The sequence below is a fragment of the Calyptranema fuscum S582 genome (assembly GCF_055793305.1).
Window position 1 is genome coordinate 1 of the sequence record NZ_JBSLYH010000027.1, and the last position, 18,282, is coordinate 18,282.

Annotated in this window: 16 protein-coding genes; 11 read left to right on the forward strand and 5 right to left on the reverse strand. The window is 49.7% G+C overall.

The window, feature by feature from the left end; genetic code table 11:
- The coding region (locus ACR6Z4_RS18045) for a hypothetical protein (protein ID WP_479718697.1) at positions 1-305 on the forward strand (305 nt) is incomplete at its 5' end.
- Positions 306-469: 164 nt separating this feature from the next.
- Complete coding sequence (carB, locus tag ACR6Z4_RS18050; protein ID WP_479718698.1) at positions 470-3,778, forward strand: carbamoyl-phosphate synthase large subunit; 3,309 nt, start codon at positions 470-472, stop codon at positions 3,776-3,778.
- A gap of 248 nt (positions 3,779-4,026) precedes the next feature.
- On the opposite strand, the gene ACR6Z4_RS18055 is transcribed toward carB, so the two are convergent.
- Complete coding sequence (locus ACR6Z4_RS18055; protein WP_479718699.1) at positions 4,027-4,572, reverse strand: hypothetical protein; 546 nt, start codon at positions 4,570-4,572, stop codon at positions 4,027-4,029.
- Between the two features lie 562 nt (positions 4,573-5,134).
- Between ACR6Z4_RS18055 and ACR6Z4_RS18060 the strand changes: the two genes are divergently transcribed.
- The 4 genes from ACR6Z4_RS18060 to ACR6Z4_RS18075 all read left to right on the forward strand — a co-directional run bounded on the left by ACR6Z4_RS18060 (position 5,135) and on the right by ACR6Z4_RS18075 (position 7,678).
- Positions 5,135-5,344, forward strand: a complete 210-nt coding sequence (locus ACR6Z4_RS18060) for a DUF2997 domain-containing protein (RefSeq protein ID WP_479718700.1) — start codon at positions 5,135-5,137, stop codon at positions 5,342-5,344.
- 131 nt (positions 5,345-5,475) lie between these two features.
- Positions 5,476-5,862, forward strand: coding sequence for a DUF1257 domain-containing protein (locus tag ACR6Z4_RS18065; RefSeq protein WP_479718701.1), 387 nt, complete (start codon positions 5,476-5,478; stop codon positions 5,860-5,862).
- Positions 5,863-5,985: 123 nt separating this feature from the next.
- Positions 5,986-6,432 carry a ferredoxin gene (locus ACR6Z4_RS18070; protein WP_479718702.1) on the forward strand — a complete coding sequence of 149 codons (447 nt, stop codon included), beginning with the start codon at positions 5,986-5,988 and terminating at the stop codon, positions 6,430-6,432.
- A 319-nt stretch (positions 6,433-6,751) separates the two neighbouring features.
- The gene (locus ACR6Z4_RS18075; protein ID WP_479718703.1) at positions 6,752-7,678 is read left to right on the forward strand and encodes a bestrophin family protein; all 927 of its coding nucleotides are present in this window, start codon (positions 6,752-6,754) and stop codon (positions 7,676-7,678) included.
- A 177-nt stretch (positions 7,679-7,855) separates the two neighbouring features.
- Here the strand turns inward: ACR6Z4_RS18075 and ACR6Z4_RS18080 are convergent, their stop codons facing one another.
- Positions 7,856-9,040, reverse strand: coding sequence for an FtsW/RodA/SpoVE family cell cycle protein (locus ACR6Z4_RS18080; protein ID WP_479718782.1), 1,185 nt, complete (start codon positions 9,038-9,040; stop codon positions 7,856-7,858).
- A 566-nt stretch (positions 9,041-9,606) separates the two neighbouring features.
- Between ACR6Z4_RS18080 and psb28 the strand changes: the two genes are divergently transcribed.
- Both psb28 and ACR6Z4_RS18090 read left to right on the forward strand, forming a co-directional pair.
- On the forward strand, positions 9,607-9,942 hold the full coding sequence (gene psb28 / locus ACR6Z4_RS18085) for a photosystem II reaction center protein Psb28 (protein WP_479718704.1): 336 nt from the start codon (positions 9,607-9,609) through the stop codon (positions 9,940-9,942).
- A 178-nt stretch (positions 9,943-10,120) separates the two neighbouring features.
- Positions 10,121-10,627, forward strand: a complete 507-nt coding sequence (locus ACR6Z4_RS18090) for a MogA/MoaB family molybdenum cofactor biosynthesis protein (protein ID WP_479718705.1) — start codon at positions 10,121-10,123, stop codon at positions 10,625-10,627.
- Between the two features lie 167 nt (positions 10,628-10,794).
- Here ACR6Z4_RS18090 and ACR6Z4_RS18095 read toward each other — a convergent pair whose 3' ends face one another.
- Positions 10,795-11,424, reverse strand: coding sequence for a pentapeptide repeat-containing protein (locus ACR6Z4_RS18095; RefSeq protein ID WP_479718706.1), 630 nt, complete (start codon positions 11,422-11,424; stop codon positions 10,795-10,797).
- Positions 11,425-11,611: 187 nt separating this feature from the next.
- On the opposite strand from ACR6Z4_RS18095, the gene ACR6Z4_RS18100 reads away from it, so the two are divergent.
- The 3 genes from ACR6Z4_RS18100 to ACR6Z4_RS18110 all read left to right on the forward strand — a co-directional run bounded on the left by ACR6Z4_RS18100 (position 11,612) and on the right by ACR6Z4_RS18110 (position 15,840).
- Positions 11,612-13,513, forward strand: coding sequence for a S9 family peptidase (locus ACR6Z4_RS18100; protein ID WP_479718707.1), 1,902 nt, complete (start codon positions 11,612-11,614; stop codon positions 13,511-13,513).
- A gap of 259 nt (positions 13,514-13,772) precedes the next feature.
- Positions 13,773-15,002 (forward strand): N-acetylglucosamine-6-phosphate deacetylase, encoded by a 1,230-nt coding sequence (nagA, locus tag ACR6Z4_RS18105; protein WP_479718783.1) that lies wholly within the window; start codon positions 13,773-13,775, stop codon positions 15,000-15,002.
- A gap of 277 nt (positions 15,003-15,279) precedes the next feature.
- The gene (locus ACR6Z4_RS18110) at positions 15,280-15,840 is read left to right on the forward strand and encodes a peroxiredoxin (protein WP_479718708.1); all 561 of its coding nucleotides are present in this window, start codon (positions 15,280-15,282) and stop codon (positions 15,838-15,840) included.
- 234 nt (positions 15,841-16,074) lie between these two features.
- Here the strand turns inward: ACR6Z4_RS18110 and ACR6Z4_RS18115 are convergent, their stop codons facing one another.
- Both ACR6Z4_RS18115 and ACR6Z4_RS18120 read right to left on the reverse strand, forming a co-directional pair.
- The gene (locus ACR6Z4_RS18115) at positions 16,075-16,758 is read right to left on the reverse strand and encodes a PepSY domain-containing protein (protein WP_479718709.1); all 684 of its coding nucleotides are present in this window, start codon (positions 16,756-16,758) and stop codon (positions 16,075-16,077) included.
- 91 nt (positions 16,759-16,849) lie between these two features.
- On the reverse strand, positions 16,850-18,079 hold the full coding sequence (locus tag ACR6Z4_RS18120; protein WP_479718710.1) for a sensor histidine kinase: 1,230 nt from the start codon (positions 18,077-18,079) through the stop codon (positions 16,850-16,852).
- Between the last annotated feature and the right edge of the window lie 203 nt (positions 18,080-18,282).

Here is an 18,282-nt window from a genome sequence, read left to right on the forward strand (position 1 = left end):
CCGAGTTTCCCCATATCGACGGTGTAGAGACAGGCTGCGGCACCTTAGAACACTGTTGGCGATCGCCCAATACTCGCTGGCGCACCGTCGAACAAACCCTGTATCAAGCTCTACTAGCTCAGGGGTATGAGCTAACAGAGCTGCCCCTCGACAATGACACCGGCAGAAAGGTGTATCAGGTCACTCAGGCTGGTGAGGTGCAATATTATCTGGCGCTGATTTCGACGTTAGATGGTGGAACCGTGTATCGATTAACTGAAGAACCGATGACATCGGCAGAAATGGATGCGATCGCCCAAAGTTAGGCAATTTTGAGAATTACGGAGCGGAGCAGTACAGGTATTCCTGTCCAGCAATCCGCAAAATTGCCATAGGATTCTAAAAACTTGAGTCAGATAATTCATTTCTATTTCAGGAATGCCTCTAAAATAGTTGGGATTTGCGAACCCTTGACTTTGGCAGTAAGCCTATGCCCCGTCGAAACGATCTTCATAAAATCCTGTTGATTGGCTCCGGTCCGATTGTCATCGGACAAGCCTGTGAATTTGACTACTCCGGTACTCAAGCCTGTAAAGCATTACGCGACGAAGGCTATGAGGTGGTATTGGTCAATTCCAATCCGGCAACCATCATGACCGACCCTGAGACCGCCGACCGGACGTACATTGAGCCATTGACACCCGATATTCTGGAAAAAATTATTGATAAAGAACGACCCGATGCCTTGTTGCCGACGATGGGTGGACAGACGGCACTCAATCTGGCGGTCGCGCTGGCAAAAAATGGAGTGTTAGAGCGCTATAACGTCGAACTGATTGGTGCCAAGTTGCCTGCGATCGAGATGGCAGAAGACCGCAAGCTGTTTAAGCAAGCGATGGAACGGATCGGGGTTGGGGTCTGTCCGTCGGGTCTGGCAGAAACCATGGAAGAGGCGCGGGCGATCGCCATCCAGATTGGCACTTATCCGCTGATTATCCGTCCGGCATTTACGATGGGCGGCACTGGCGGCGGCATTGCCTACAACCAGGAAGAATTTGAAGAAATCTCCCAATCGGGTCTTGATGCCAGCCCTGTCTCCCAGATTCTGGTTGAGCAGTCTTTGTTGGGCTGGAAGGAATATGAACTAGAAGTCATGCGCGACCTGGCAGATAACGTGGTGATTATCTGCTCGATCGAAAACCTTGACCCCATGGGCATTCATACCGGAGATTCGATCACCGTTGCCCCTGCCCAGACGCTAACCGATAAGGAATATCAACGGCTGCGCGATGCCTCGATCAAAATTATTCGGGAGATCGGGGTCGAAACGGGTGGCTCTAACATTCAATTTGCCGTCAATCCCGATACTGGGGATGTCATCGTGATTGAGATGAACCCCAGAGTTTCGCGCAGTTCTGCGCTGGCATCAAAGGCGACGGGTTTCCCGATCGCCAAAATGGCAGCCAAACTGGCAGTGGGTTACACGCTGGACGAGATCCCCAACGACATTACCAAGAAAACGCCTGCGAGCTTCGAACCGACGATTGATTATGTAGTAACCAAGATTCCTCGGTTTGCCTTTGAAAAGTTTGCCGGGTCAGAACCCGTGCTGACAACCCAGATGAAATCGGTGGGCGAGGCAATGGCAATTGGTCGCACGTTTCAGGAATCGTTTCAAAAAGCCTTGCGATCGCTGGAAACGGGACGAGCAGGCTGGGGTTGCGATCGCGTTGAAAAGTTGCCAAGTCTGGAGCAAATTCGCGCCGGATTACGCACCCCCAACCCCGATCGAATTTTCACCGTGCGCCATGCCATGCAAATGGGCATGAGTGTCGAAGAAATTTACGAACTCACGGCGATTGACCCCTGGTTTTTGGATAAATTGCAGGAAATTTTAGAAACCGAAAAGTTTCTAAAACGCACGCCATTGACCAGTTTGACCTACGAACAGGCATTGGCAATTAAGCGGCAAGGCTTCAGCGATCGCCAGATTGCCTATGCTACCAAAACCACGGAAGACGAAGTTCGCAGCTATCGCAAAAGCCTGGGTGTGATCCCGGTTTATAAAACTGTAGATACCTGCGCAGCGGAGTTTGAAGCCCTGACCCCTTACTACTATTCCACCTACGAAAATAGCTACGAAACGGTTCGTGCTGATGGTTCGAGTGCCACAACCGAATCGGAAGTGTTGCCATCAGACAAACGCAAGGTGATGATTTTGGGGGGTGGTCCCAACCGCATTGGTCAGGGAATTGAGTTCGACTATTGCTGCTGCCATGCTTCCTATGCCTTACGGGCTGACGATTTTGAGACGATCATGGTCAACTCCAACCCGGAGACGGTTTCGACCGACTATGACACCAGCGATCGCCTGTATTTTGAACCCCTGACCAAAGAGGATGTGCTGAATATTATCGAAGCCGAACATCCCGAAGGCATCATCATTCAATTTGGCGGACAGACCCCCTTGAAGTTGGCAGTGCCCTTGCAAAAATATCTGGAAGACCTCCAGAACGCTGAGCCAGCACCCAGCTCAATTCCGCAAATTTGGGGCACCTCACCCGACTCGATTGACATTGCCGAAGACCGGGAGCGGTTTGAAAAGGTGTTGCGCCAATTAGACATTCGTCAGCCGCCCAATGGCATTGCCCGCAGTTATGAAGAGGCATTGCGAGTTGCCCAGCGGATCGATTACCCGGTGGTAGTTCGTCCCAGTTATGTTCTGGGGGGTCGGGCAATGGAAATCGTCTACTCCGACAGCGATCTAGAGCGGTATATGACCTATGCTGTGCAGGTCGAACCCGATCACCCGATCTTGATCGACAAGTTCCTGGAAAATGCGGTGGAAGTGGATGTCGATGCGATCGCCGATCAAACGGGTGAAGTGGTGATTGGCGGCATCATGGAGCATATCGAACAAGCCGGGATTCATTCGGGTGACTCTGCCTGCTCCATTCCCACGGTAACGCTGACAGCGGCAGCTCTGGATACCGTGCGAACCTGGACGGTGCAACTGGCAAAAGCACTCAAGGTCATCGGCTTGATGAATATCCAGTTTGCCATTCAGGGTGAGCAGGTCTACATTCTCGAAGCCAACCCGCGTGCATCTCGTACCGTTCCGTTTGTCTCCAAGGCGATCGGGGTGCCCCTGGCAAAAATGGCAGTGCGGGTGATGTCGGGCGAAACCCTAAAATCGCTCAGCTTTACGGAAGAAGTCATTCCCACGCACATTTCGGTTAAAGAAGCCGTCCTGCCGTTTGAGAAATTCCCCGGTACCGATACGGTGCTGGGGCCTGAAATGCGCTCGACGGGTGAAGTCATGGGCATTGATACCGACTTTGGTAAAGCCTACGCTAAGGCAGAACTGGCTGCCTCTCAGCGGTTGCCACTGACCGGAACAGTGTTTGTATCGATGAACGATCGCGACAAAAAAAATGCGGTTCCTGTAGTCAAAGACTTGATCAGCCTGGGGTTAAAGGTAGTTGCCACCGAAGGTACCCGCAAAGTGTTACGCGAAAATGGGTTAGAGGTAGAGTTGGTGCTGAAAGTCCATGAAGGGCGTCCCCATGTGCTTGATTGGATCAAAAATCACCAGATTCAACTGATTTTGAATACTCCGCTGGGAGAAACCGCTCAGGTGGATGATCATGCTATCCGGCGAGCCGCACTGTCTTACAAAATCCCGACGATCACCACGATCGCCGGAGCCAAAGCCACCGCCGCCGCTATCCGGGCACTTCAGTCACAACCGTTGGATGTCAAAGCCATCCAAGATTACCCAACCCCGATTCTGCATTAGGACTCTCTCCAGCGAATGGTGAGTGAGAACGGGGTGGGTAGTGTTTCAAATGTGTTGTTAATTTTTTGGGAACGCTCGCTCCGCGAGCGTTCCCAAAAAATTAACAACATATCTAGAACATCACTGTCCGGGGGCACAGCCCCCGCACCCCTGTTCTAACCAGCCCTGCGGTTGTGATAGGCGTGACGTATAAACTAATGAGAGAGCCGCGCGGAGCGCGGCTCTCTCATCTTTAAGGCAAAGCGTAGCTAGCTGTATGCCAGACTGTTGAGCAGAAACGGTGCATCGGAATCGATCATCACTTTGGCAATGCCTTCGCCCTTCAAAGTCATCTCATGGCGAGGAAACTTGGTGTTGTGCTCAGCGTGCGATCGCACGTATTGAGGGTCTCCTACGGATTGCTGCATCAACACGGCATTATTGCAATCATAGGCAACCACGCGCACTTGCCGCGATCCCGTCAGCGACGCACTGATCTGTTTGCGGGGAGAGCGAAAATACGCCATCACATTCGAGCGACCAGCAATGGGCAACAGGGCAATGGCTTCCGTATCATGCGAAAACGCTGGATTAGAGGGTTGAAGTGCGATCGCTCCTTCAAATCGAACGCCTAAATCCCAATATTGATCTCGTACAGGTTCAAACACAGCCACATTTTCAAAAGTCAGACGCACCAGTGGTTGTATCGGAGCCAGCGGAGCAGGGGTCGCTGAGTCTGGAGAAAACTGATGCGCCAAAGGGCGAGCAGGCAGTTGGTCAAACGGATCGAAATGGGGTTGGGGGGCAGAAACCATAATCTATAACGCCAAGGAGATGCACAACAGTGGGAGCAACCGAGTCGAGTCTGTCAGGTGTGTATCCACACTGAATTCGCTCGTCAGGAAGAAACTACAGAGAGAACTATAGGTTTCCTTAATTTCTGTGGCAGTTCCTTAATTGGCGTAAATCCTTATAGGCAACCCGATCAAATCCGTCTTTAGAAAGAGGACGATCTATGCCTTGAAACCCTGATGAAATGGAGTTAGTTCGCCGACAATCGGAACGACGCGAGTCGGCAGCCGGTACTGTGCCAGTTTGCCGAGCGATCGCAAAATTTAATCTAATTTTTTACTGATCGAGATCGATATATTCTTGACTGCATCGGCAAGTTAAGCGAAACTTACTAACAACTGATGTAAAGCCTCTCGCTTTTGCTAAGTTTGATAAATATTTGAGCTGAATTAATTCTATTGTTCAAAATTAGTTTAGCTACTCTTATAGAACTTTACGGGAACGGAACATTTGCCAGAAGAGAATCGCCGCCTTCGACGATTCGCAGATTTTCTAACACTATTTCTCCGAGGGTTTTTAAAGCACATGGAAACGCTGGAATTCATTATTTATCCAGATGGTCGCGTCCAAGAAAAAGTTACGGGTATCACAGGGTCTTCCTGTGCCGAAGTAACGGCTGCTATTGAAGCCAAATTGGGACGTGTGCTAAGCCAGGAGACAACTTCAGAATATTTTACGCAATCTGTGCAAGAGGCTGCTGCGGTGAAAACCCAGGCAACTTTTAGCCACTGGTAATCCGCAAGGTTAACCAACCATCGAATTGAGATGCCGGAAGTTTGCCGCAGGCAAACCGCCAGTACCACCTTAAATTCGATGCATTCCTACTTTTAATTGTTCTTTCAGTCCAGTTTTGGTTTATTTGACCCATGTCACACTTTAGCCAGATTAAAACTCAAATTCGCGACCTGACGTCTTTACAAGCTGCTTTGACGGATGTTGGTGTCGATTGGAAGGCAGGGCCCCAGGCTGTCAAAGGATATCGCGGACAGACGCAAACGGCAGAAGTTGCGATTGAACAAGACAACGGCTACGATATCGGTTTTCGCTGGAACGGTGAGGAATATGAGCTAGTTGCAGACTTGCAATACTGGCAGCAGCCTCTTTCGGTTGAAGGATTCCTCAACCAGATTACTCAGCGTTATGCCTACCACACGGTCGTTAAAGAAACGGCTAACCAGGGGTTTCAGGTGGCTGAGCAAAACCAACAAGCTGATGGCTCAATTCGTCTGGTATTGCAGCGCTGGAGCGCTTAAACCGTATACAGTCTAAACCGTGGAGATTTCTTTAGAGAAATCTCCACGTTCCCAATTCAACCCGGCAAGGTTGCTGGTAGCATCGTTACTAATTGTTCCACATCGCTTGAGGGCTCGGCACAGATGAGTTCGATTCAGCAAGAAGGGGTTGCTTCGGGCTTAGAGCCTGAATTGGGAGGATGGCTGCGCGCAGTACCAGAACGTACGGGCTTTGAGCCTGAATTGGGAGGTTTTGTTCGGCAAAAGGGCGTTTATGTCGATGAAGTGACTTGCATTGGTTGTAAGCACTGCGCCCATGTTGCCCGCAACACATTTTATATTGAGCCAGATTATGGGCGATCGCGAGTCGTTCGGCAGGATGGCGACACCGAAGAGGTGATCCAGGAAGCCATTGATACCTGCCCCGTTGATTGCATCCAGTGGGTGGATTACACCGAATTAAAAAAATTAGAAGAAGAGCGTAAATATCAGGTAGTCCCGATTGCAGGTTTTCCTGTCGATCGTGCCATGATTCGGGCAAAGCTACGCAAAAAGCGCCGCAACGCCGCTGCCCAGACTGAACAGCCTTAAGCCTATAGTCTAGATCTGTAGTTAGTGTTTTGGAAAAGCGCGCAGAGCGCGCTTTTCCAAAACACTAACTACAAATTTGAAACACCGTCCAGAGAATCAGAACCCTGGCGACAGTGCAGACGATAGTGGGGCAAAATATACCCAGTGCGCACGAATTAACTCGCAGGATCGCGCGAGGAAGGTTGTCGTGGGGGTAACGGCTGTCTTGGAGTCGCCGCAAACCCTCCCTGCCAACCATTTTTGAACGTCCCAGCCGAGTGGTTTGAGCGCGTATGGATCGTCTTCCAAAATAACCCCACCGTTGCAACACATACTAGGCATGGCTCTCTATCAACGACATTGGTTTCGATTCGTCTTTAGAATTCAGGGTTCCGTCATCCCGGCAATCATGCCCCGCACCCTGATTTGCGCTGCCTTTGGGTTACTGATTGCAATTTTTTATGCCCTTGGGTTACCCGTTTCCACCGATATTTTGGCAAGCCTGATTCCCAACATCGTTTTAGGTTTGATGTTGGTTTTTCGAACCAATACTGCCTATGAGCGCTTTTGGGAAGGACGAAAACTCTGGGGTGGGATGAATAATTCTATCCGCAACCTGGCGCGACAAATTTGGGTGGCAATTCCAGCCGAAACCCCCCAGGCAACGGAAGATAAAAAACAAGCTCTGTATCTATTGGTTGCCTTTGCCGTTGCCACAAAGCTGCACTTGCGAGCAGAAACGGTCAATGAAGAATTAGAAGTCTTGTTACCGCGATCGCGATATCTCAAGCTCAAAGATATGAACAATCCGCCGCTAGAAATTGCCTTTTGGATTAGTGATTATCTCCAACAACACTATCAATGCGATCGCCTGAGCGCTTACCAACTGGCAGCAATGCAAGATTTATTAAATCTGATCGTCGATGGGTTGGGTGGGTGCGAGCGTATTCTTAAAACCCCCATTCCCCTGGCATATGCCATTCATTTAAAACAATTGCTATTGCTCTATTGCCTCAGCTTGCCCTTCCAGGTGGTCGATCAGTCGGGGTGGTGGACTCCTTTATTAGTGGGCATGATTAGCTTTACGCTGTTTGGCATTGAAGAAATTGGTATCGAAATTGAAAATCCCTTTGGTCATGACGCCAACGATTTACCTCTCGACACGATCTGTGCCACCATTCGACGCAATATTGAAGACCTCATGACCCTGACGCCGGGGTCTGAGCCAATCCGCTTTAGCCCAACCGAATATCCCGACATCGCCTGATGCGAAATGAATGGAGTTGTGAACCCGAAGGGTTCGCAACTCCATTCATCCTTGAGACGTACAAAGCATTGAGAGAGCGACGGCAAGCCGTCGCTCTCTCATAAACGAATTTCAGGTTAATGAATCTATGATCCTAGCGGGTCTCAGATGGACAGTTACCGACGTTAAAACGCGATCTCAAGAGGAACTGGGTAGAGAACCCCGACGCCGGTCTTGCATAGGTACGACGGTTGCTTCGCTACCCTCACGTGCTACTCGAATCAGTAAGCCTGTCGCAAACAGGCTGGCAATCATAGAACTACCCCCATAACTAAAGAGAGGCAGGGGTAAGCCCGTGGTCGGCAATGCACCTGTGGCAACGCCAATATTCAAAATCGATTGCCCTACCATGAGAACAACGATCCCGATCGCCACCAGTTGATGAACAGCGTTGCGAGCTTTGAGTGCGACTCTCAAACCCACGGTGGCATAGGCACCCAGGAGAGAAAGCAACAACAAGCCACCCATAAAGCCAAACTCTTCTGCAAACACCGAAAAAATGAAATCGGTAAACTGAATGGGCAAGTAAAACAGCTTTTGCTGAGACATGCCATATCCCTTGCCAAGAAACCCGCCTGACCCAACAGCAATGAGGCTTTGGATGAGCTGATAGCCATTTTGCATTGGGTCATGCCAGGGATTGAGAAAAGACTTAATTCGTTCAAATTGGTACGATCGCAGGCTAATACTGAGAACCGCCGCCCCAAATCCGGCGATCGCTGTACCAAACACATACACATAGGGCAACCCCGAGGCTAAGCCAATCAGCCACAAGATCATGCCGCACAGTGCCGCCGTACTGAGATTGGGCTGGAGCAAAATGCTGACGATCAGGACGACAAAAACACCTAACCAGGTGGCACGGGCTGCGATCGATAAGCGCTCCCATTGCCCAAAAACCCGAGCACTTTGAAGAATCAGAAAAGGCTTGATCAATTCAGACGGTTGCAAAATGGGTAAGGGCCCCAGGGAAAGCCACCGGGTCGCACCGTTGACCGTCGTTCCCATTCCGGGCACCAGTGTCAATAAAATTAGCCCCAGGCAGATCACCATAAACCAATCCGCCACCCCCAAAATGTATCGAATCGGGGAATGAACCAGAATACTGAAACCCACCAAGCCGACTAAGACCCAGACCAGTTGCCGTTCGAAGTAATACAAACCATCGCCAAAATCTGCTTCGGCAACAGGATAAGAGGCGGAAAACAGGGCAACCAATCCGACAAACAGCCAGAGAAACGTCAACCATCGCAATAAACGGGCTTCTATTGCCCAATTTTGCACCGATGGATCAAAGAAGGGAACCAGATAACGAAGCTTCACAACCAGGCGAGTAAAAATTTGAGACGGCAAACTTAGATACTAACAGTAGCGCAGATTTAGCCGAACCGTGCCATCTTTTCAGGGGGCAACGCCCCAAACCCAGCAACACCAATCTGGAATCTAGCGCGTCGCGCTCGGCTAGAATCCGATTATTTTGTGAAAACCAGGCTCCGCCTGGTTTTCACAAAATAATCTGGACTTCACTCGATTGAAAATCGCCATAACCAAAGTTTTGGTGGTTTATTTGAGTCTCATTTCCTAAAGAAATGGGATGATAGTTTAAATAAAAGATTAAGAGAGATTGCTAATTTTAAGAATCTGGGTGTGAACACTCAGTCATGGCTGACGAGCTAGGTAAATGGATGGAGCAACTAACGGTTGCACTGACCCACTTAGCCCTCATCGCGATCCGTATCGGTATTGCCAATCACTATAGATAAATTGTTACAGGAGGATTTCATCTGCCGTTACAATTTATCTCTCGATCTAGTATTGCCGACCAATCAAGCAGCACTGCGATATCAGCAGCAAACTTAGAGAAGACTGTCAAGGTTAAGGGGAGATTAATGGCTGAAATTCAATTTTCTAAAGGTATCTCGGAAGACGTTGTTCCCGATGTTCGGTTGACACGCTCTAAAGATGGCACCAATGGCACAGCGACGTTTTATTTCGAAAAACCCAAAGCGCTGAGTAACGAAAGTACTGAAGATATTACAGGTATGTACCTGATTGATGAAGAAGGTGAACTGGTCACCCGCGAAGTCAAAGCAAAATTTGTCAATGGTCAGCCAGAAGCGTTAGAAGCCCTTTATGTGATCAAAAGTACGAGTGAATGGGAACGCTTTATGCGGTTTATGAATCGCTATGCGGAAACTCATGGACTAGGTTTCAATAAAGCTTAGGCACTGAGATAGAAAGCAGAGAGAAGGAGGGCGATCGCCCTCCTTCTCGCTTAAAGGATCCTCATAAAAATACCTTGAATAACTTTTTTGGGAGAGTGCGGCGGAGCCGCACTCTCCCAAAAAAGTTGTGGGTTTTAATTTTGTAAAGATCCATTAGTAGCTTATGTAGGACGATTTTATGGCGCATCAACCCCATCCAGATACCCAGGCGATCGCAGCTCGCTATGCTGTGATTACGGTGAGTGATACCCGCACCATTGCCACCGATCGCAGTGGGCAGTTAATCCAGCAACTATTCTCACCACAGGGGCATCAGTTGGTTGACTACGTCATTTTAAAAGACGAGCCACTCGCCATCCAAACGCACGTCCAAACCCTGTGCCAACGGACTGATTTAGACGTGGTGATCTTAAACGGGGGGACGGGCATTGCGCCCAGAGATACGACCTACGATGCGATCGAACGGTTACTGGAAAAAACGTTGCCGGGGTTTGGTGAAATTTTTCGGGCATTGAGCTATCAAGAGATTGGCTCACGGGCGATCGCGTCACGGGCGATCGCCGGTGTGGTGCAAGGCAAATTGATATTTTCCGTTCCCGGTTCCAGTAATGCTGTGCGGCTTGCCGTAGAGAACCTGATTCTTCCTGAACTGACTCATCTCATCAGCCAACTTAAAACGCCATGATTTTGATGGCGCGGGCAACGCCCGCGCCATCAAAGCCATGACATGAAAACTACGACTAGCCGTAAACATGATTATCGGTATTGAGAGAGCCGCGCTCCGTGCGGCGCTCTCAATACCTTGTACGTCACGCGATGCCCATGACTCAACTGCTGGGTTAACCAGATGGGTTAACACCGGGTATTTTCAATATCTCCATCAGGCATTCGGGTATTGCACAGCCGCGCCTGATCAATGTTGCTGTCGCGCACATCTGCACCTGCAAGGTTCGCGCCATTCAGATCCGCGCCATAAAAATCGACCCCTCGGAGATCGGCATCGCGCAAATCGGCACCTGTCAATACCGCATTTCTCAGAACAGCGCGTCGCATCACCGTTTCGCGTAAATCAGCATTGCTGAGGGTTGCCTGACTCAGGTTGGCAAATTGTAAATCTGCCCCACCCAACGCTGCCGCTTCCAGGTTTGCTCCGGCAAAACTTGCGCCCCAGAGATCGGCTTGTTCAAAAATTGCGCCCTGGAGATTGGCACTGCGGAAATCAGCTGACTCCAGCATAGCTTCAGCAAAATAGGCATCGCGCAAATCTGCCCCGATCAGATCCGCAGAAAATAAATTTGCTCGTAGCAAAAATACACCTACCAGATTGGCTTGCCTCAGATATGCGCCTCTGAGGTCACAACTGGTGCAGTTATTGGTGTTCCAGAGACGAGCGAGGTGATCAGGTTGGAATGCTTTTGCAGGGCTTGCCAGTAGTAACGGGGAGAGGAGCGAGGCAACAGCCAGCAGTTTATGAAGTTTCATAATGATGCTTGCGGATCTAGACAGAAGGACTACTCAAGATGTTCCGTGGCGATCGCTCCCATCCGGATAAAACGTCACGTCTATCGACACCGTCGAACCCCAACCCTGTCAACTCGGTGATTCAGGTATCCAGGTTCGCTAGAGTAAGAAGGATAGGGTTATAAAACCAGACCTGAAGAAAATTCCCATGACACAAACGACCGTGAACTCTGCATCCACTCAACTCCCCCCCCTGATTCCGCGTCAGATCCTGTTTGACAACCCAGAACGCGCCCGCCCCCAGCTTTCACCCGATGGCACCTACATGGCATACATTGCCCCGGATGACCGCAATGTGTTGCAGGTATGGCTAAAAACAGTGGGTCAAACTGATGATCGACAATTGACTCACGACCAAAAACGGGGCATTCGTTCCTATTTCTGGACCTATGACGGTGAGCAATTAATCTACAGCCAGGATGCCGATGGCGACGAAAATTTTCACCTGTATTCGGTCAATATTCAATCCAATATTGTGCGGGATCTGACCCCTTTTCAGGGCGTTAAAGCTGAGGTAATTGACCTCGACCCAGACTTTCCCCATGAACTATTGGTGGGGCTAAATCTGAAGAATCCGCAAATTTTTGATGTTTATCGCATCAGCTTGAAAACAGGTGCGGTGGAATTTGATGCAGAGAATCCCGGTAATATTGTTGCCTGGACAGCAGATGCTCAGTTTCAGATTCGGGCAGCGATCGCCACCACTGCCGATGGGGGATCTGATTTACTCTATCGGGAAACGGTTGACCACGATTGGGAGCTGTTGTTGCACTGGGGTGCGGACGACGAAGGTTATCCGGTCAGTTTTTCAGCCGATGGCAAGACGTTGTATGTGGTTGGCAATCATGGTGTCAATGCTCAGCAATTGATTGCGTTAGACCTGACGACTCGCCAGGAAACGGCGATCGCCGCTGATGACCAATATGATATTGGCAATGTTGTGGTGCATCCGACCAACCGCACTCTGCAAGCCGTTGGTTTTTACAAAGACAAGCTGGAATGGACGATTCTCGATCCCAGCATTGCCCCTGACTTTGAAGCGATCGCCCAGATCCGTCCCGGCGAGTATATGGTGACCAGCCGCACCCTAGCCGACGATCGCTGGTTGGTGGCATATCTTACGGATGATGGTCCCATCTACTATTACACCTACGATCGCGCGTCCAAAACCAGTACGTTGCTGTTTAGCAATCAACCCAAACTGGAACAGGTCGCCCTTTCTGCCATGCAGCCGATTGCCTTTGATGCCAGGGATGGTCTGACGCTTCATGGCTATCTCACTACCCCGGTCGGCATTCCAGCTCACCAGCTACCCACCATACTCCTGGTGCATGGGGGACCCTGGGCACGCGATACCTGGGGCTATGACCCAGAAGCGCAATGGCTGGCAAACCGGGGATATGCCGTGCTGCAAGTCAACTTCCGAGGCTCCACGGGGTACGGCAAAGCGTTTATCAATGCGGGCAACCGGGAATGGGCAGCCAAAATGCATGATGATTTACTGGATGCCGTCAACTGGTTGGTCGGTCAGGGTATAGCCGATGCGTCTAAAGTCGCCATTATGGGCGGTTCTTATGGTGGTTATGCCACATTAGTGGGTTTGACCTTTACCCCCGACGTTTTTGCGGCGGGTGTCGATATTGTGGGTCCCAGTAATATCATCACGTTATTGCAGAGCATCCCACCCTATTGGGAACCTCTGAAAGCCCAGTTTTATCATCGGGTTGGTAATCTAGAAACCGAAGCCGATTTTCTCAAGTCGCGATCGCCCTTCTTTTATTGCGATCGCATCGAAAAGCCTTTGTTAATCGGACAAGGTGCCAACGACCCTCGCGTGAAACAAGCCGAAAGCGACCAGATTGTTGAAGCCATGCGCAGCAACGGTAAACCTGTTGAATATGTCCTCTATCCCGATGAAGGTCATGGGTTTGCGCGTCCTGAAAACCGCTTGCACTTCTATGCGATCGCCGAAGAATTTCTGGCGAAATATCTGGGTGGTCGTTGCGAACCCGTTGGCGATATCCCCGGTCATTCCGGCATCGTCAAGTAGACGGGTATTGCTTAATCCCGTTTTGAGCTGTAGTGAGAGTGCCGCGCACAGCGCGGCACTCTCACTACAGAATTAAAGACTGTCCAGTATCGCCTATCTGGGTTTTAGTGGATTGAGGGAAACTCCCGCTTTGCGGGAGTTTCCCTCAATCCCCTCTCCACGTTTGGGTATCTTTACAACCAATGGGTCAAGGCTATATTTAGATCAGGAATCATTCTCGATCAGCAAGCTTTGTAGGTTACTGAAGTGTAACTCTGTTATAAACGTGTTAACCGAATCAACCCCATTGACCCTTCCGTTGGCGATCGCCAATATCAGACTCCCCGGATATGTGGGTCTGTATCAATTGCACATCGATCAACGCGGTATCATTGCAGCGATCGTGCCCATGGACGTGATGGAACGAAGCGTTGACGTTCCCGATCAACAAGTTTTAGATCTGCACGGAGATTGGCTCTCGTTGGGTGGAGTCGATCTCCAAATTAACGGGGCATTGGGGTTAGCCTTTCCCGATTTGCACCCCGAGCAAGAGAGTCGGCTGAGCGACATCACGCAATATCTCTGGACGGTGGGGATTGATGCGTTTTTACCCACCCTGGTAACGACCTCGATCGAAAATATTCAGCGATCGCTGCAAACTCTGGCTCATTTTCAAACTCAGACCCTCTCACCACCCCATGCGGCGCAGATTTTGGGAGTGCATTTAGAAGGTCCGTTTCTCAATCCAGAAAAACGCGGCGCACATCCGCAAGAGCATCTGCTGCCCCTTACTCTAGACAATGTCAAACGGGTTTTGGGCAATTATGCCTCCATCGTTAAGGTGATGACCCTCGCTCCCGAACTCGATACTACCGATGAAGTGATTCCTTACTTGCGATCGCTAGGCATCATCGTCAGTTTGGGGCATACCCAGGCAACCTCTGTCCAGGCTCAGGCAGCATTTTCCAAGGGAGCCACTATGGTCACCCATGCCTTTAATGCCATGCCGGGACTGCATCATCGTGAACCGGGGCTATTGGGAGCTGCGTTAGTCCGACGGGGAGTATTTTCAGGTCTGATTGCCGATGGTCAACACGTTGCTCCCTTAATGATGGATATTTTGTTGCGGGCAGGTCGGGGCAAATTGCCCCATCCCCCCTATCCACGCGGCATCTTTTTGGTCAGCGATGCCCTGGCACCCCTGGGGTTATCGGATGGAGTTTATCCCTGGGATACCCGGCAAATCCAGATCAAAAACGGAACGGCGCGTTTGTTAGATGGAACCTTGTCGGGCACCACATTGCCGTTGTTAATTGGGGTTCACAATCTCGTCAAGTGGGGAATTTGTGCCCCTGCCGAAGCGATCGCCCTTGCGACAGAAGCCCCTCGTAAAGCGATCGGAATAGCCGGGTTAGGCGTAGGTCAAGTTGCCAACCTGTTGCATTGGCAGATGGATTACAGCACCGGAAGTCTCAGTTGGCGACGGTTACTATTTGAACCCCGCTCATAAAGATAATAAAGATCTAGTACATAACTTAAGAGTTTTAGAGGGGGTGGAGGGGGTAAAACCCCCTCTTGGGGGCTACGCCCCCAAACCCCCATACTGCAAAATTTCGTGTTTGCAACACTAGTGCTGCTGATTTGGGCTATAAAATTTGGTGTGAGAACCCGCGCGGAGCGCGGGTTCTCACACCCTCCTGATTTAACCGTTTCGACAGTTGCTAAAGAAGGGGGGTTGATAGGAGGAAATACACGGTATTCTTAACTTAAGTTAACAATATCGTGCGATGCTTTTGCGCTTACCTCAATTGAAGTGGGTTGGACTGATTGGGCTAATCCTCACGCTCTGGCTCAACCTCATAGCTCCTGCTAGTGCGTTAGGTGGTCCACAACCTGCGATCGATCAACCTGCACCAGAATTTAGCTTGCCGACCAATATTGGCGACGGAGAAATTGCCCTCTCAGACTATCAAGGGCAGTGGGTCGTTGTTTATTTTTATCCCCAGGACTTCACATCAGGCTGCACATTAGAAGCCCGACGGTTTCAACAAGATTTGCCCAAATACCAAGCTAGAAATACCCAAATCTTAGGCATCAGTGCCGATGATGTGGTGTCTCATACCGAATTCTGTGATTCAGAAGGGTTGAGATTTCCCTTACTGGCAGACGTCGATGGGGCAGTCAGCAAAGCATACGGTTCCTGGATGGGATATCGATCGCTACGCCATACCTATATCATTGACCCGGCAGGACGCTTGCGCGACATTTTCTTGGGGGTTCGCCCTGCGGTTCACAGTCAAGAAGTATTAGCCAAGCTAGACGAACTGCAAGCCCTGAGCGATCTGTAAACTACAGCAATTCTCAATGGCTCTCTCACAATAACCGTAATCTATTCAGGCACAAGGCGCTACATGGCGGTGTGCAAGGTCGTTCAGTACAGAAACGGTGTTGTGGGGCACTCTGCACCCCACAACACCGTACTGAATCAACCCATTACGGTTCGGCATTGTTTCATCGAGAGATAGATTTGAACGTAAAACTCTTGGTTTCACGTTCAAATCTATTCCTAAAATCTCTCATGCCTACGGTTCTTCATCGCTTGAGGGAACCTGAATGCTGCTGGCAGGGCGGATTGCATCATGGTCATCTTCTGACTCGACCGATGCTGTATAGAGAATCTGCCCGTTGCCTGCATCCACGTAAATCTCTTGCAATTCAATCACTACTTTATACACAAGATTGCCATCTTCATTTTCTAGTTCAATCGTATGAATCTCACCCCCAACCGCTGCTTCAACCGAGTGCAAGGCTTGTTCAAGGGTGATAGTAGCAAGTGATTGTAGGTTCAGGAATTCCGTGATTTCTTCAATATCTTCGCGATCGCCTTTTTGTTGAGCATCATCGATGGCAACGATCTCGCCATTTTCGGCATGAACAAATACTTCTTTTCCGGCAATCCCAACTTCAATCACAGGTTGACCGGCTTCAGTTTCTCGTTCCATGCTATACGCTTTGCCATCAACGGTTGTTTCAGCGATCGCTAATGCATCTGGAAATGTGATTTTAAACTGGTGTTGCTTTTCAGCGACGTCTGCATTCACGTCATCCATGGCGATCGCGGTTTCCGTAGCGTCGGCATTGGTGATAGCACTGCTCGTTTTAGTCGATTGTTGCGAGAACATCGGAGCGATCGCCCATTTTGCTAAAGCCCCGACAGCTATGGCAACTAGGAATCCGATGATAAATAGACGCTGTTTCGATCTCATCACAACAGCACCCCCTCTAGAGTGAGTTATTGTGACCTGGACTTCTACCAATTTAACTCGACTCTGGGACGGATCATGTTTTAGCGCCCTGCTAATGTTGAACGCGATACGCGGGTAAGCAAAGGGTAAAACAACTCCCCTGACCGACGTCACTCGTAACTATAATAGTTCCTCCATGCTGTTGGGCAATACTTTGGGCGATCGCCAACCCCAAACCAAAACTACCCGATTGATAGGAACGTGCTGGATCTGCCTGCCAAAACCGCTCAAAAATGAAATTAAGGTGTTCTGGGGCAATGCCAATTCCAGTATCCTTGACGCTAATGGCAAGGCGATCGCCGTTTCGCTCGGCTTGAATTGCGACACTACCAGCCGCCGTATAGCGCAAAGCATTGTCGATGAGGTTGGTGAATAACCGGGTGAGCTGAATTTCATCTCCCACAACTTTTAAGCCATCCTGTAGCTGAGCGCTTAAATGAAGCTGTTGCTGCTCAAATAGAGGTTGATAGAGCTGAAGCAAAGATTGGAGAAGGAGGGTGAGATCAATGATGTGGGGGGCTGACAATGAGGCTTGATCGGTGCGGGCTAATAACAGCAGATTTTCAGTTAATGCGGTCAATTGAGTAGAGGCACTGGCGATCGCCTGAAACTTTTCTGCGTCTAACACTCTCATGCCGTCTGGATATTTCAACGCAACGGCTGCATTCATTTTGATCGCTGCTAAGGGACTGCGAAGTTCGTGGGCAGCGTCTGAGGTGAAGCGTTGTAACTGTCGAAAACTTTGTTCAATCGGTTGCATCGCTTGATGCGTTAACCAGATCCCTCCTAATCCACTAAACAGTAACGCCATGATCACCCCTACGCTTAACCCTATATCCAGACTATGTAAGGTTGTGTTGAGCACCTGAGTAGACTCACTAACGCGGGTATAGCCAATAAAAATGCCCGTATCATAGTCATGCACTGGAACAGTGAAGCCTCTGGCTGGATAGGGCGTGACCTGGGTTTGAAGGATTTGGCTGGGGTCAAAGGGAACCATTAACGGATAGTCGCCCTGTTCTGCCAGCAGTCTGCCTTCTCGATCAAACCATTGAATCGCTTGATTAGGGCTTACTATGTGTTCATTATCGACTTGAATCTCTCCTTTATCCAGTTCCAAATCAAGGTTAGCTGCTCTGGCGAGGGTTTCCAGGCGATCGATCAATTGTCGGTTTAAACTGCGCGCAAATGTGATCCGCACGGCGATCGCAAATACTGCCAAAATCACTGTTAGCACGATCAAATAAGACATCAACAATCGATAGCGAAGGCTTTGAAACATGGAGAAAAAGATAGATGTTTCAAGTTTTAAGTTTTAAGAACTTAACCCACAATCCACTCTCTAAATAGCTAAGAATCCTGGATTAAGTAAACCTAGTGTTGCAAACACAAAATTTTGCAACGTGGGGGTTTGGGGGCTGCGCCCCCAAGAGGGGGTAAAACCCCCTCCACCCCCTCTAAAACTTTTAAGTTGGTGTACTAATA